This is a genomic window from Phormidium pseudopriestleyi FRX01 (genome assembly GCF_017313335.1).
GTDB lineage: Bacteria > Cyanobacteriota > Cyanobacteriia > Cyanobacteriales > Laspinemataceae > Laspinema > Laspinema pseudopriestleyi.
Genome location: NZ_JAFLQW010000619.1, coordinates 1 through 13,807, shown reverse-complemented (window position 1 = coordinate 13,807; position 13,807 = coordinate 1). Strand labels below are relative to the sequence as shown.

The following is a 13,807-nucleotide window of genomic DNA, read 5'->3' as shown; positions in this document are numbered from 1 at the left end:
TTGCTCGATTCCCTGTTCCAGGAGGTCAGAAGGGGTATCATTGAGGAGTTCGCTAGAGGGTCCAGAAGTGTTCCCCGGGGGGATTTGTGCCAAGGGAGGCGCAGAGAATCCGGATGCAGGGATCGACAACAAGGCGATCGCCGGAATGAGGGTGAGACGACTAAACGGGAAATGCATGAGACTACCTTGGGGTTAACAGGACTAGATCATTGGGATAGGATGAGATTCCGGGGACAAAAAGCCAGGTGTTTGGCCCTTTGCTGGGATGGAGATTGGCAGAAATTTTGTCAAAACAACCCAGTTTCTAACCAATCCTGTACCCCCGGACTGGGGGATTTTATTTCTGTTATTCTGTTATAGCGTCGATCGCCCCTCAATGACCTTACCGACAATTTAACTCAACTTTTAGCCCATCATCCATCACCGCATCACAGATATTCACCCCATCCAGATTGGCCCCGCGCAAACGAGTATATCCCCAAACCGAATCCATTCGCAAGTCAGCGCGAGTTAAATCCGCCCCCCGTAAGTCCGCATCGCTTAAGTCTGCCGCACTTAGATCCGCCCCCTGTAAATTGGCATTCCGTAAATTTGCCCCTTTCAAGTTGGCATTCGTGAGATTCGCACGGATTAAGTTGGTATTAGTGAGATTCGCACGGCTTAAATCTGCATTATTTAAGTTACAGCCATTTAATTCAGCCTGAGTTAAGTTAGACCCCGCCAAATTTGCCCCACTGAAATTGACATTTTGGAGATAGGCATGAGATAAATCAGCCCCGGAAATATCCCGTCCCCGCGCCCCTTGAGAGATGATTTCCAAGACTATTCGCCATTTGCGATCGATTTGGGTTGTGCTATCTAGGCGAGCACCGGAGAGAATAGTCCCATTAAAATTAACTCCGGTGAGATTCGCCCCGCGCAAATCACTATTTTCCAAGTCAGCATAGCTGAAATCCGCCCCAGTGAGATTGCTACCCGTGAGATTCACCCCTCTAAGTTGCGCCCGAGACAAATTCACCCCGCGCAAATCACAATTCGGACATTGATTCGTTTGCCGCAATTGCTGGAGGTGAGTCGAATTTTCCGCGCGAGTCAGTTCCATCCACCCCAGGGATAGGAACAGAACCGTCAAAGCGAATAGTTTTGGTTTCAGTTTTTTTTTCATGACTACTTATTATACTTTGGGTCGATTAAAATTTTTATTTAATAGACCAGATTGCTTTTATACCGGATTTATCCCCCTTTCCCCCCGATAAGAGAAGGCCAGTCGGCTTGAGAGAATTTTGCAAAGTGAGGGTGACAATTTTTGCCTGACTCACTTGAACCAGAGAGAGGGAAGACAGGGGGAGGGTTTGTAAATGTGCCGATTCCGTGAACCCCGCTAATTCTAGAGTGAGGATGGCGGCAGTCCAAAGGGAAAAGAGGCTCAAAGTGCGCTGAATCATCAGGGTTATCAAAGGGGATGAGTGGACTGAGTTTTGGCGATAAGAAGGGCGGTAAAATGTAGATGCACCGAGGGGTTTTTAGGGCTGAGTAGGAATAAGGGCTCGGGCTTTTTCAATCAGGCGATCGCTCCAAAAAATGCCCAACCATCCTCCAGATTCCCCCGTCACTGAGTCCTGGGATTCTTCCGATCGGATCTCCTGGAGTAAGACATCCGCCCGATCGCTTTGGCCGATTTCCTGTAATGTGATCGCGAGTGCTAACATCACTCGGGGGTCATTTTTATACTGATCCAGGATGATTTGAAAATAGGGAATCGCTGCCTGAACTTGTCCTAGTTCGTAGAGAACCTGTCCCTGATTGAATTGTATAGGTAATTTACCCGCTTCGGTAGATAGGATTTTTTCAGCATATTGTTGCAGGGGGACCGCATCACTCCGCAGACGACTACTGGCAAAATCCGGTTGAAAGAGTTTGTCTCTCACCATGTTGTTATTATTTTGCAAAAGACCCACGAGCAGATTTAATCCCTCAAGGCGATCGCCGGATGTAAACAACAGGGTCCCTAATGCCAATTCTACATTCACATGATTATTATAGGCTACAACTTCCAGTGTACTCAGCACTCGTAGGCGTTCCATTTCAGCCCGAGTTAATTCTACCGCCTTTTCAAACTGACTCAACGCCAAGTTGCGATCGCCGGATTCATAGTACGCCTGTCCGAGTCCAAATATCGCCTCTAAATACTCCGGATTCACCTCCGTCGCCCGCTTGTATAAACTGACTGCATCGGTCACACGGTTTTCTCCTAATGCCTGTACTGCCGCATAGGTCAGGGGGTTGGCAAAGCTGGGGTTCGGTGGCAACGGGTTCGGTTCGTTCAATTGCATAAAAGTCGCTAAGGGAATTCCTAAATTAAATCCGGCCTTAACAGACACCATATTCCCGGTATCAGGATTATAAATATTTTGTCCCTCCGATTGTCCATGAATGCCAATTAATTCGCCTCCCTGGTTAAATAGAGGACCGCCACTCATCCCCGAACGGGTAATATTCGTATAAACTAATTCATACCCGTCGGAAGTTCCTGACGGCGATCGCCCTGAAACCGTCCCTGTTGTGAATTGAAAAATCCGTTCCGTGATTGCTGACCCAGGATGAGGCCATCCAGCAATATATACGATATTCCCTTGGATGACTTGATCCGAATTTCCCATTGTTGCCATGTCATAACTGCGATCGCTGGTAAATTGAACCACTGCTAAATCAGCTTCAGGCATCTTATCGATTCGTTGATAGTCGAGGGGGTATTTTTGTTGATCCGGGGTCACAATGTAATATTCATCCGGCGTGGCGATAACGTGCTTGGCCGTGAGAACAAAGTAGGAATTCCCGGATTGGCCGATAATCACCCCAGACCCGGGATTTTGTCCCTGAATCAGGACGGTTACCTGTTGTGCCATTGCCGAGACCTGCTGCTGGTTCAGTTGAGCGATCGCCACTGGCATAGAAACACCCATTATCCCAGCAATGGCGATCGCCACGACCGTTGGGTTAAAATCAACAAAATTTTGACTCATATTTCACCACTTTTTCTAAGATTCAGGTTTCTAAGGTTCAGGTCGCCAAATTGTCATAAATTCTGCACCGACACCCATACTATTTTTGTCGTAACGGCCTGTCACAAAAGTTTGACCATCCGGACTGAATACCGCTACGGTTTTCCCTCTAGGAAAAACAGTCGATTGCCGGTTTGTACATTCGGGGGTGACAATTTGATAAGCATCCTCGGTTGCCGGAACGTGCTTCGCGGTTAAAACCTTTGTAGTGCTTAATAAAACTGTGTAAATGCCAGAATACCAATTCCGAAACATGGGATTTAATTCACTCTAAAATACCGTTAACGTTGGGGAATTTGCCACAATTGAACTGTGCCATTATCGTCACCACTAACCAGGGTTTGACCATCACTAGAAAAGGCGAGGGAAAACACCGGACTTTGATTGCCACTCCCTGAATTTCTCACCTCCAGATTTCGCACCCGATTCCCCGTATAGATGTTCCAAATCTGGATTGTCCCATCAATTCCACCACTCGCCAGAATATGGCCGTAGGGGTCAATAGCAATACTATAAACGGTTCCCCTATGACCCGTTAAAGTATGCAGCAATTCCCCAGTACGAAGATTCCAGACTTTCACCAGTCCATCTTCTGCACTGGCAGCAGCGAAAAGGTTGCCATAAGGCGCAGTGGCAACGGATGTAATCCGGTTGGCATTCCCGGTGAGGGTCTGGATTGTTTCTCCGGTTTGGGGATTCCAGAGTTTGATAGTTTTATCCGTACTGCCACTCACCAGAACTTTGCCATCGGGACTAAAGGCCAATCCATTCACATAGTCCCGATGTCCCGTCAGGGTGCGAATTAAGTCTCCCGTTTGGGGATTCCAGAGTTTAATGTTCATATCTTCGGCACTGCCGGACGCCAGGAGAGTGCCATCGGGACTAAAGGCCACTGCCCTCACAAAGGAGCGATCGCCCTTGATACTTCTCACCAGTTCCCCTGACTGCCGGTTCCAAATTTTGACCGTCCCATCCTCACTGCCACTCACTAAAGTTTGTCCATCGGGACTAAAAGTGAGGGCATTTACTGCATCGGTATTGCCGGTGAGGGTGCGGATTTCTTGGCCGGTATTCCCATTGGAGAGTTTGATAATGCCATCGCGACTCCCACTGGCGATCGCCTGATTGTCCGGGGCCACCGCCACCGCCAACACCAAGGCCGAATGTGCCGGGAGTGTCAGACTCGCAGCAGCAAAATTATCCCCTAAGCGGGGTAAATTTATCCCCGCTTCCCCCGCCATACTCACAAAAGTATTAATTGGAATCCCCACATTAAACCCAGATTTGACATCCACCGTATCTCCGGTATCGGGATTATAAATCGGTTCCCCTTCTGCACGTCCGTGAATGCCAATTAACCGGCCCTGATTGTCAAACACGGGACCGCCACTCATCCCAGAACGGGTGATATTGGTATAAATCAACCCATACCCATCCTCTAATGCTGTGAGAGGACGACCGGAAATCGTCCCTTTTGCCACCTGATAAATCCGTTCGGTAATCACTCGTCCTGGATGGGGCCAACCGGATACATAAATCGTCGCCCCTTCCATTGCGTCATCAGAATTGCCGAAATGAGCGACTCGGTAACGGTTGGGACTGGTGAATTCCACTACTGCTAAATCCACTCCGGGCAGTTTTTTGACCGTGCGATAATCGACTGGATGGGTTTGAGCATCGGTTGTGAGAATGGCATATTCATCCGGAGTGGCGATCGCGTGTTTGGCCGTCAGAACGGTGTAAGTATTGCCATTGCGGGCAATAATCACCCCTGAACCAGGATTTTGACCATTAATCACCACCGACACATCTCGACCCATTGCGGCGATCGCCTGTTCTTCGATTCCCTGGGTTTGCGGGAGGCAAATGGGAGCCTTTGCCACTAAAATCACGGCCCCTACCCCAAGAATCGCCGCTGATAGACCCGCCGTAGACCATTTCATACTGTTTGTGTCTCACTTTTATTGGGGAACATCTCGACGAGGAACTGGCGGGGTCCGACTTCCCAATCCACGGAGTTGGGGATATTCCCCGTTTAAATACTTATCAAAGCTGATGTACAGGCGTTCGGTCGTTTCGGCGATCGGTCCTGCGGATGCCACCCGAATTCGGAACATCCGTTGCAACATTCCTCGGGGATTGTTGCCGCCACTGAGGGGAAACAACATCCCGCTACAGGGTTCATTTTCTCCTGGCGCAACACAGGCGACCAGTTGACCGTTCATCACCCCACTGGTGATATAGTTGAGAGTCCCGTTGTCATAGTAGGTTTGAAAGCGCGTGGAGACTTCCTCACACTGTTGTTGAGGATTAGTATTGGGGTCTTTGAGGGCATTTCTATCCCAAATCACCATCGGCATTTCCCCGTTAGGGGTACCCGCCATTGTTGCGGGAATTCCCTCAACGGTCCCACAGAAAAATCGGGTGGTTTCTACGGGGGGTTGAGGTTGTGCGAGGGTCAGGGTCGCACTCAGGGTCTGCAAGAGGGCGATCGCCCCGACTTGACTCCCTCGGATTACTGTTGTTAATAATGGCCTCTTCATCAGTTACGGGATCCCCTCTCCTGCACGATCTTAATTTTAGGTTTAACATGAAATGATAGTCTTGTGACTCAAGTCCGTGATCACGGATGTGACTCCAATAGTTCCCACTCTAGATCGTTCCCGACTCCACCGCCTTCCGACTCATTCCCACTGCGATTTTCTCAGGACAAATTGAGGACCACTCCCGGGAAGCTGGTGATCCCAAGAAAGGGTGATAACCCTTTGTGGGTCCAGCCCCTGGAAAATTCCAATTCAAGTTTTAACAAAGTTTTAAGATTTTCGGGAACTCCCGGCGATCGGCCCAGATTGTACCGGAAATGTCACGGCAATTGAGCACTTTTGTTCTATATCCCTAAGTTTGGGTAAACGACCTCAAGTGATCTAAACCCCAGAACCGATGAGTATTTATATTTGTTCATATTTTTTTGAAAAACTTAATAAAAAAAAGGTTATTTTAATGATAAGATTTGATGAACTTAGCGATAAACCTTTAGAGACAGGTTAATCGCAAATCTGCATTTTAAACAAGGAGTTGAGTAGAAATGACTATGGATAACGTTACTGTCAAACCCGAGACCCGTAATCATAAAGGATTTTTCGTTCAAGAAGCCTCTTATAAGCTGATGGGGATTGAAGATTCTGGCTGGGCGCTGATTTGCGTCGAAAATTCCTGTCACTATGTTGATCCGGATAATTTGGAAGCGGACCCCGAATTAGGGGACGCCCTAGATTAGTTGGAAGTTAAGAAAACTTCACATTCTACACAGAATAGTAAGCTTGGGCGGCTGTCCTGAATTCAGGTACAGCCACATTTTTTTGGGGATAAAAACTGTTACCTGGGGGTTATATGAACTTTTGCCCTGGGGTAAGGGCGATCGGGAAATACCTTTCGATTTTCCCCTTTTCAATCGTGGTTTTTTAACTCTATAGCAATCCTAAATCAGTTGTGGAATGCCCTCACCCCCAACCCCCTTCGACCCCCTTCGACCCCCTTCGACTGGCTCAGGGCTCAGGACAGGCTTCGACCCTTCGACTGGCTCAGGGCTCAGGGCTCAGGACAGGCTTCGACCCTTCGACCCGCTCAGGGCTCAGGGCTCAGGGCTCAGGGCTCAGGACAGGCCTCTCCCAGAACGGGAGAGGGGAGAAGACAGATGTTATAAATCATTTAGGAATGCTATATTTAAATCTAAATATTCTTTGTGGACATGAGCAACCCTAAAATAAGGCATGGTGACGGTATTTTTGAATTCTCTATTCTCTCCTTTTGCCACTCCTATTTGGATTAAGGCGATGCTATGTAATTTTACGAAAATTCAGTTTCCCTCAAACTCAGGAAACCGCAACACAGACACATTTTTGTTCAATTCCTGCCCCATTACCTATTCCCTAAAATTTTCTTCATCAATAAAATCAGTAATCTCCCGATAAAACTCCTGTCCTTTTCTCTGGCTACTCTTTGCAGTCACCAACATTCCTAAAATTTCCACAAGTGACGCGATCGCAGCATCATAAACCAAATCAAAAAGCCGACTTAAATCATCTTGGTTTTGTTGTGCATAAGCCAACGCATTAATATAATCATTACGAGCTTGGTTGTTAATCACCACAATGGGATAACCCGCACGAATTAACAATAAATTCATGAGTAATCGAGCCGTCCGACCATTGCCATCCCGAAACGGATGGATCGAAACAAAACGATAATGCGCCATTGTCGCATATTCTACCGGATGCAGTCTTAAGGCCGCTTCGGAATTCAGCCAAGTGACAAAATCATACATCAATTGGGACAGTAAATAATGGGCAGGATAACGATAATCCGTTCCTGCCGCCATCACATCCAGAGTCCGATAACTCCCCGCTTCATCAGGCGCGATCCTTCGGAGAATCAAATTGTGAATTTTCCTAATTTCCCATTCATTAATTTCCGTATCTTTTTGGGCTAAGGTTTCAATATAGGCGATCGCATCCTGATGCCCAATCACTTCTAAATGCTCATCAAGCGTCTTGCCTCCAATCGTGATGCCCTTCGTTAAAACCAATTCGGTTTCACTTTGAGTTAAAGTATTCCCTTCAATCGCATTCGAGTTGTAAGTAAATCGGACATCATAGAGCTTTTTAAGTTCCGTGACCATCATTGGGTCAAACGGTCTAAAGCCATCTAACCAAACTTTTAACTTGTCAATTTTCTCTAAGTTAAGCTGATAATTCACGTTTAAATAATTATTAATCAAAGAGGTTAATGAAAATTCTGCCTGTTGACTTAAAATGATTAGTCGTTGAACAAACTGCTCGTAAAGTTGAGAAAAAAATACCAACATCGGGAGTAGGTAATAGGTAATGGGTCATGCTTTTATTCTATTCCTAAACTGAGTGATTAAGTTTCCGCGAGGCATATAAAAGCGATGCCCTTAGATTCATCTGCTTTAAGATCGGGCATCTCCTCTAAAATCTCTCCTGCACTACGACCTGCTGCAAACAAATCCAGCACATCTGACACTCGGATTCTCATCCCTTGGATACAGGAGCGACCACCGCACTGATTCGGATTAATAGTAATTCTTTCAAGTAAAGTTAGCATATAGCAATCCTAAATGATTTATGACATATATAGCTCCCCTCTCCCCCTTTGGGCCGCCTTATGTTGGGGGTGAGGGCATTCCACAACTGATAAAGGATCGGATATATAAGCTGATGGGGATTGAAGATTCTGGCTGGGCGCTGATTTGCGTCGAAAATTCCTGTCACTATGTTGATCCGGATAATTTGGAAGCGGACGCCGAATTAGGGGACGCCCTAGATTAGTTGGAAGTTAAGAAAACTTCACATTCTACACAGAATAGTAAGCTTGGGCGGCTGTCCTGAATTCAGGTACAGCCACATTTTTTTGGGGATAATAACTCTGTGCTCATCTCAATCAGGCTGACCCCTGTTCTCAAGACTGTTCCCCAGTGCAGAGTCTAGGCAGTCTCAGTCCCCATGATTGAATTGAAAAGCCTTCTCCTCGCCGATGGGACTCACGGTGTTTTTTCGCCCCTTTTGCCCATGACTTTTCCGGGTACACCGACTATAATTGAATAGGGTTCTACACTTTTTGTCAAAACGGTGCCTGCACCAATCACCGAGCCCCGGCCAATAGTACAACCATCTAAAATAGTTGCACCGGATCCAATCCAAACATCATCTTCAATCACAATCCCTTTTGTCGTTAATCCCTGTTTCACAATCGGAATAGTTGGGTCCTCAAACCGATGGTTAGAAGGAACAATCACAACATGGGGTGCAATCCGGACATAATCTCCAATTTTTAATCCCCCTTGTCCATAAATCACACAAAAAGGATTAATGCTACAATAATCTCCTATTTCTATGTTGCCGCCATAACATTTAATAATAGTAAACATTCCAATATTGGTCTCATTTCCGATGCGAATAGAGGGTTTTTCTTGGTCGCAAAAGATATGGGCATATTTACCAATATTGACCGAATTACCTATATAAATATTCTGAGTAAATCCCTGAATTGTGGCCTGAATATTCACCTTAGAGCTTTGGCCTAGGGAACCTAAAAAAAGACGTTGGACCGCAGAAATACATTGCCAGATTGTTTGTTTAATGATTTGTTGCATATTCTTGGAAATCTTTACAAGAGAGGGAAGATAACGGGGTTTCTTGACAAAATGTTGGAAAATGGGATGGACACTCTGGGGGCATCGTTAACCTCTTCAATCAATAGGACAAGAGATGGGTTTCCGATTCTACGACAGGTTGAGAAAGGACCAAGCTTACCGCCGCATTCTGCAACCCCTGGGTTTGACTAGGGGTTAAATGGGGAGGAGGGTGCAGACTCAATACCGGATTTTTTTTCGTTTTATCTTGTTCTTGGCCAATTTTGCAAATGCCCTAGGAACCCCATACAGTTTGGCAAAAAACAAATTCCAGATATATCCGTATTGGGGAAAGGTTTTGAACAATAAAAAATCCGAGGCGGCATGAAAACGCGGCGGTTTTAAGGTGGGGTCTTTATCCGCAAAGCGAATCTGTTCAGTCTCTTCAGGAAGGCGGTGTCCAATCTGGATATCCGGTTGATAATAATAGGCTTGTAAAAAAACGCCCACTAAGCGATCGAAGGCGGACCTAGGAATCCAAGTCAGAATGCCGAATTGGGTGGACTCGGCGATTTGGGGGAGGATGGCTTGCACCCGACTATTTTGCCACACTTTATTGTTAAAATTTTCAATATGCGGGCCTTTATCATCGGTTCGGGAGAATAAATAGGGGAAGATGATCGAGCCCCAGTTAATGGAAATATTTAAGGGAATAATGGGGACTTCTTTGAGAACTTTATCTTGAGGTTTCGAGGGGTCGATTTGTGGTGATGTGAGTGCATCAATGTCGGGAAGTTCTCCCCAGGCTTTTCTGAGTTCGGCTTGATTTTGGTAATCAATTTTGACAATACAAGGTCGCATCACCCAGCTATCGGGAAATTTCTGAAAATATTGGACCGTAAGTTTTAAAATCTCGGGATGGATAAAATCATCATCATCTAAGGCTAAAATGTATTCTCCCGTCGCGTTCAATAAACCGACCAAGCGTTGCATCATTTCACCTTTATAGGGACTGACTATAGTTTGCACCCGGGGATCGTCAATCGGAGGAATGGGAACTCCTGGATAATAACTCAGGATAAATTGAATGCGATCGCCTTTGACGTTGAGTAACTGTTCTAACCAGTAGTCGGAAAAATTGCCCCGGGTCGGGGTAACAATGGAGAGAATCGGTTTTTCTTTACACATGATTGCATTAACCCTCATTGAATACGCGACAACTGAGAAATAGACTCAACGGGACCGAATGCTATCCGAACCTGACGGTTATCCTGGAACTCGGAGGCGCAAGTTGAGGGGTCCAGCGTTCTTAAATCCCAGAGGATTAACCCATTAAATCAGATCGATTCCGCAAATAAACAGGACTTACGCATTACCTCTATAGCAGCGCCTTTATCAGTTGTGGAATGCCCTCACCCCCAACCCCTCTCCCAAATGGGGAGAGGGGAGAAGACAGATGTCATAAATCATTTAGGATTGCTATATATCTGTAGGGTCGGTTTGCTTGAAGGCCCCTACATTTAGGGTGGGCTTGGAGAAGATGCGTCAGCCCTGGGAGGGAAAATTGAGGGTGAAACAACCCCGGAAAGGGGGACTCGCAACTGGGTCGGCGATCGCCACTTCACGAGCAATCGCCCCACCCCGGATCGCCGGGATTAACTGTGAGATACAACTTCTTCTAGGGCGGGTTTGACTGTGGGATAGCGGTACTCGAAGCCGTATTCTTGGGGGCGTTTGGGTAACACTTGCTGTCCTTCTAGGACGACTTGTGCGGCTTCACCTAGGATAAGGTGGAGGGCAAAATCGGGGACGGGTAACCAGGAGGGACGATGGAGGACCTGTCCGAGAATTTGACATAATTCGTTCATGCGGACGGGGTTGGGGGCGGTTGCGTTGAGGATGCCTTGGATATCGGACCGTTGTAAGGCTAAGATAATCAGGTTCACGAGGTCTTCGCGATGAATCCAGGAAAACCATTGATGGCCGCTTCCTAGAGGACCTCCGGCGAGGAGTCGAAAGGGAGTGAGCATTTTGGCGATCGCCCCTCCATTGCCGACGACGATGCCAGTGCGAATAATCGCCAAGCGCGTCCCGGATTGTGTGACTTGCTGTGCCTCGCTTTCCCACTCCTGACAGACTTGGGCGAGAAAATCGTTACCCGAGGCGCTGGTTTCGTCAAAAGTGGCGGTTTCGCTGCTGCCGTAGTATCCAATGGCGGAAGAATTGACGAGGACCGAGGGTTTAGGATTGGCAGTGGCGATCGCCTCGACAATTTTGCGGGTTCCGAGTTTGCGACTGTTGAGAATCTCCTGTTTGCGTTCCGGGGTCCAGCGTTCGTCTGCGATGGGCGCACCGGCGAGATTCACCACCCCATCACACCCGCTAAGTGCTTGTTGCCAGGGACCAGATTCGGTGGGGGTATAGGCAACGATTTCTAAATTGGGTTCGGCAGCATCAGGAAAGACGCGCTTGGCTTTGGCCGGATTGCGGGTTAATATCAAGACTTGATCACCCGCTTGTTGCAGTCTCTCAACTAATCGACTGCCGACGAATCCGGTTGCACCCGCGATCGCAATTTTCATAAGGTTTAGGTTTAGATTTGCTTAAGGGTTCTTCACTATAGTAGGCCGTTTCCGGAATTGGGACTAGAGGCGCAACATTGTCGGGGTTGACTGGTCAAAAAAAAAGCCCCTTCCAATTCAGGGAGAGCACCCCAGTTTTATTTGGGAGTCCAAAAAAATAAATTATCCAAGTTCTGCGGTGAAAAACCTGACTCTGACGCGGCGTAGGCTGGCGAGCTCCGCGAGTGCCCCACCGTTAACGGGTGTGGGTTTTGGGGATTTTATTTTTTGGAGTTCCCTTTAAAAAGGAGGGCATTTTGAAATGAGGCCAAAGTTTTATTCTGATGGATGGATTAATAGTAAAGGCACGGGGTGCCGTGCCTTTAACAAATGGCGGCGAAAGGACTAAATATCATTTCTGCTTTAAAGCCATCCTTTCACTTCATTGAGTAGTTCTTAAAACCTGCGATCGCCAATCGTTATCTATTGACCGCACATCGCCAGTTCTTCTGCATCAACATAGCCCTGAACGGGTTCGGAAATGGATACCCATCCATCCTCCCCGAGGCTTTCAATCTCGACCTGGGTATTGTCTGGCAGGACTACCATGATCTCACTATCCGTCTGAGGTTGCGATCGCACACTCAACCCTGTAGGGGAACTGACTTCCCGACAGCTTGCAGATTGGGCGATCGGTTGCTCCATCTGTCCGGGTTCCGTCGTCATTAGGGGCTGGTCATACCTAGCCACAGGTTGCTGCTGAGAAGCTGCTCCTGTACAGTAGCTAAGATAGCTAGCCGCCACATAGCCACTCATTGGGGATTGAATTTGTACCCAATCCTGACCTTGAGGGGAAGGGTTTTTCAGATAGACATATTCGTTAGTTCCCACACTTCCGATCACCTCTCCCCAGGGCTGGGTGCGAATGTTTAAACCCGGTTCTGCCTCCACTTCGCGGCAGGTCGGCGCTTGTGCAATTTGGGCTTGTACCGTCTCAAAAGATGCATCTTTTGGGGTGGCAATAGAAGTGGCGGGAATCATTGTTGTTGCGCCCAAGGATAATGCGGCGCTTACTCCCAAAAGTTTTTTTAATTTATTTATCATTCCGCTCATTGGATATCCTCTCTCTTGAGCTATCTTCTAATTAGTTCTATCCTAAGATATTTTGTTGACATTTTGCCTCTATCATGTGAGGTAGATTGTAGAAATTATCTCTCTTCCTTTTGACAGGAACGTTAGGCTTCGGATGAGTTCAAAATAAGTTTTGAGTTGGCTAGAGCTTGGACTAAATGATTTATGACATATATATATAGCAATCCTAAATGATTTATGACATAATCCGCTCCCCTCTCCCCCTTTGGGCCGCCGACGAGAAAGGGGTGAGGGCATGACACAACTGATAAAGCAGCTCCTTGATCAGTTGTGTCATGGATCCAAACCAGAAAGGCTTGTAGTGCGAGCATCTTGCTCGCTAGTTTTGTTACAAATCATTTAGGATCGCTATAGCTCCCCTCTCCCCCTTTGGGCCGCCTTATGTTGGGGGAGAGGGCATAAATCATTAATGCCCTGTTCCATCAAAATGGATTCGGCTCATGAGTCCCTATCCTAAGCCTTCAACGGTGCGATTATCCAAAAATTCACGATCGGGACTCTCCATTTCATCGGGGATATTATCTGGTGTGGCGACTAAGATATTGTCCATTGAAAACCCGAGCGAACCGAGGGAATTAAAGGCAGTTTCTGTGGTTGGGCTATCTTCAAGTACACCAATTGCCCGGTTTTGTAATGCTAAAGCCATTATCTTTTTATGATTTATATTTTACGGTTTTTATCTGAGGGGTGATTTCCCTTCCTAGAAGGTTTAAATCAACGGGGACCTTTCTGTGGAAGTAATTTTTGACACTCCCACGTCTAAAGAGCATGGGATTCTTTAAGAGTCCAGAATTTAGACCTTAAGGGCGTAGTCAATGCGCCCCTACCTATTCACGCTCACTGACTCTCGCCATGAGGCTTACGGCTACCTTTTTTAATCT

14 protein-coding genes and 1 pseudogene are annotated in these 13,807 nt (G+C 47.0%); 2 read left to right on the top strand and 13 right to left on the bottom strand.

The genetic code is table 11. The annotated features are described in order from the left end of the window. Nucleotides 1–382: 382 nt before the first annotated feature. The 6 genes from J0895_RS23620 to J0895_RS23595 all read right to left on the bottom strand — a co-directional run bounded on the left by J0895_RS23620 (nt 383) and on the right by J0895_RS23595 (nt 5,605). Nucleotides 383–1,165, bottom strand: coding sequence for a pentapeptide repeat-containing protein (locus J0895_RS23620; RefSeq protein ID WP_207090435.1), 783 nt, complete (start codon nt 1,163–1,165; stop codon nt 383–385). Between the two features lie 34 nt (nt 1,166–1,199). Further along, nucleotides 1,200–1,445 (bottom strand): hypothetical protein, encoded by a 246-nt coding sequence (locus J0895_RS23615; protein ID WP_207090434.1) that lies wholly within the window; start codon nt 1,443–1,445, stop codon nt 1,200–1,202. Between the two features lie 78 nt (nt 1,446–1,523). Next, nucleotides 1,524–3,023: a S1 family peptidase gene (locus J0895_RS23610; protein ID WP_207090433.1), complete on the bottom strand. Its 1,500-nt coding sequence runs from the start codon at nt 3,021–3,023 to the stop codon at nt 1,524–1,526. A 30-nt stretch (nt 3,024–3,053) separates the two neighbouring features. Further along, complete coding sequence (locus J0895_RS23605) at nt 3,054–3,317, bottom strand: hypothetical protein (protein WP_207090432.1); 264 nt, start codon at nt 3,315–3,317, stop codon at nt 3,054–3,056. Nucleotides 3,318–3,343: 26 nt separating this feature from the next. After that, a complete protein-coding gene (locus J0895_RS23600) occupies nt 3,344–5,005 on the bottom strand; it encodes a WD40 domain-containing protein (RefSeq protein ID WP_207090431.1) in 1,662 nt (553 codons plus the stop codon). Nucleotides 5,006–5,023: 18 nt separating this feature from the next. Then, nucleotides 5,024–5,605, bottom strand: coding sequence for a COP23 domain-containing protein (locus J0895_RS23595; RefSeq protein WP_207090430.1), 582 nt, complete (start codon nt 5,603–5,605; stop codon nt 5,024–5,026). 542 nt (nt 5,606–6,147) lie between these two features. On the opposite strand from J0895_RS23595, the gene J0895_RS23590 reads away from it, so the two are divergent. Next, nucleotides 6,148–6,339, top strand: a complete 192-nt coding sequence (locus J0895_RS23590; RefSeq protein ID WP_015147765.1) for a hypothetical protein — start codon at nt 6,148–6,150, stop codon at nt 6,337–6,339. Nucleotides 6,340–6,984: 645 nt separating this feature from the next. On the opposite strand, the gene J0895_RS23585 is transcribed toward J0895_RS23590, so the two are convergent. Further along, nucleotides 6,985–7,926, bottom strand: a complete 942-nt coding sequence (locus tag J0895_RS23585) for a Fic family protein (RefSeq protein WP_207090429.1) — start codon at nt 7,924–7,926, stop codon at nt 6,985–6,987. A gap of 43 nt (nt 7,927–7,969) precedes the next feature. Beyond that, nucleotides 7,970–8,186: pseudogene (locus J0895_RS23580) on the bottom strand (DUF433 domain-containing protein). A gap of 20 nt (nt 8,187–8,206) precedes the next feature. Between J0895_RS23580 and J0895_RS23575 the strand changes: the two are divergent. After that, the gene (locus J0895_RS23575; protein ID WP_207090436.1) at nt 8,207–8,410 is read left to right on the top strand and encodes a hypothetical protein; all 204 of its coding nucleotides are present in this window, start codon (nt 8,207–8,209) and stop codon (nt 8,408–8,410) included. Nucleotides 8,411–8,622: 212 nt separating this feature from the next. On the opposite strand, the gene J0895_RS23570 is transcribed toward J0895_RS23575, so the two are convergent. From J0895_RS23570 to J0895_RS23550, 5 genes are all read right to left on the bottom strand, one after another. Beyond that, nucleotides 8,623–9,234, bottom strand: a complete 612-nt coding sequence (locus tag J0895_RS23570; RefSeq protein WP_207090428.1) for an acyltransferase — start codon at nt 9,232–9,234, stop codon at nt 8,623–8,625. 219 nt (nt 9,235–9,453) lie between these two features. Beyond that, nucleotides 9,454–10,401 (bottom strand): glycosyltransferase family A protein, encoded by a 948-nt coding sequence (locus J0895_RS23565; RefSeq protein WP_207090427.1) that lies wholly within the window; start codon nt 10,399–10,401, stop codon nt 9,454–9,456. Between the two features lie 467 nt (nt 10,402–10,868). Then, the gene (gene thyD, locus J0895_RS23560; RefSeq protein WP_207090426.1) at nt 10,869–11,795 is read right to left on the bottom strand and encodes a thylakoid membrane protein ThyD; all 927 of its coding nucleotides are present in this window, start codon (nt 11,793–11,795) and stop codon (nt 10,869–10,871) included. A gap of 462 nt (nt 11,796–12,257) precedes the next feature. Further along, nucleotides 12,258–12,887, bottom strand: a complete 630-nt coding sequence (locus tag J0895_RS23555; RefSeq protein WP_207090425.1) for an SH3 domain-containing protein — start codon at nt 12,885–12,887, stop codon at nt 12,258–12,260. Between the two features lie 487 nt (nt 12,888–13,374). Next, the gene (locus tag J0895_RS23550) at nt 13,375–13,572 is read right to left on the bottom strand and encodes a hypothetical protein (protein ID WP_207090424.1); all 198 of its coding nucleotides are present in this window, start codon (nt 13,570–13,572) and stop codon (nt 13,375–13,377) included. Nucleotides 13,573–13,807 lie beyond the last annotated feature (235 nt).

Bases quoted from the DNA above. Each gene is read 5' to 3' on its own strand.
- J0895_RS23605 (WP_207090432.1), bottom strand. From the start codon at position 3,317: ATGTTTCGGAATTGGTATTCTGGCATTTACACAGTTTTATTAAGCACT.
- J0895_RS23620 (WP_207090435.1), bottom strand. From the start codon at position 1,165: ATGAAAAAAAAACTGAAACCAAAACTATTCGCTTTGACGGTTCTGTTC.
- J0895_RS23570 (WP_207090428.1), bottom strand. From the start codon at position 9,234: ATGCAACAAATCATTAAACAAACAATCTGGCAATGTATTTCTGCGGTC.
- J0895_RS23590 (WP_015147765.1), top strand. From the start codon at position 6,148: ATGACTATGGATAACGTTACTGTCAAACCCGAGACCCGTAATCATAAA.
- J0895_RS23575 (WP_207090436.1), top strand. From the start codon at position 8,207: ATGACATATATAGCTCCCCTCTCCCCCTTTGGGCCGCCTTATGTTGGG.
- J0895_RS23565 (WP_207090427.1), bottom strand. From the start codon at position 10,401: ATGTGTAAAGAAAAACCGATTCTCTCCATTGTTACCCCGACCCGGGGC.
- J0895_RS23615 (WP_207090434.1), bottom strand. From the start codon at position 1,445: ATGATTCAGCGCACTTTGAGCCTCTTTTCCCTTTGGACTGCCGCCATC.
- J0895_RS23595 (WP_207090430.1), bottom strand. From the start codon at position 5,605: ATGAAGAGGCCATTATTAACAACAGTAATCCGAGGGAGTCAAGTCGGG.
- thyD (WP_207090426.1), bottom strand. From the start codon at position 11,795: ATGAAAATTGCGATCGCGGGTGCAACCGGATTCGTCGGCAGTCGATTA.
- J0895_RS23585 (WP_207090429.1), bottom strand. From the start codon at position 7,926: ATGTTGGTATTTTTTTCTCAACTTTACGAGCAGTTTGTTCAACGACTA.
- J0895_RS23555 (WP_207090425.1), bottom strand. From the start codon at position 12,887: ATGAGCGGAATGATAAATAAATTAAAAAAACTTTTGGGAGTAAGCGCC.
- J0895_RS23610 (WP_207090433.1), bottom strand. From the start codon at position 3,023: ATGAGTCAAAATTTTGTTGATTTTAACCCAACGGTCGTGGCGATCGCC.
- J0895_RS23600 (WP_207090431.1), bottom strand. From the start codon at position 5,005: ATGAAATGGTCTACGGCGGGTCTATCAGCGGCGATTCTTGGGGTAGGG.
- J0895_RS23550 (WP_207090424.1), bottom strand. From the start codon at position 13,572: ATGGCTTTAGCATTACAAAACCGGGCAATTGGTGTACTTGAAGATAGC.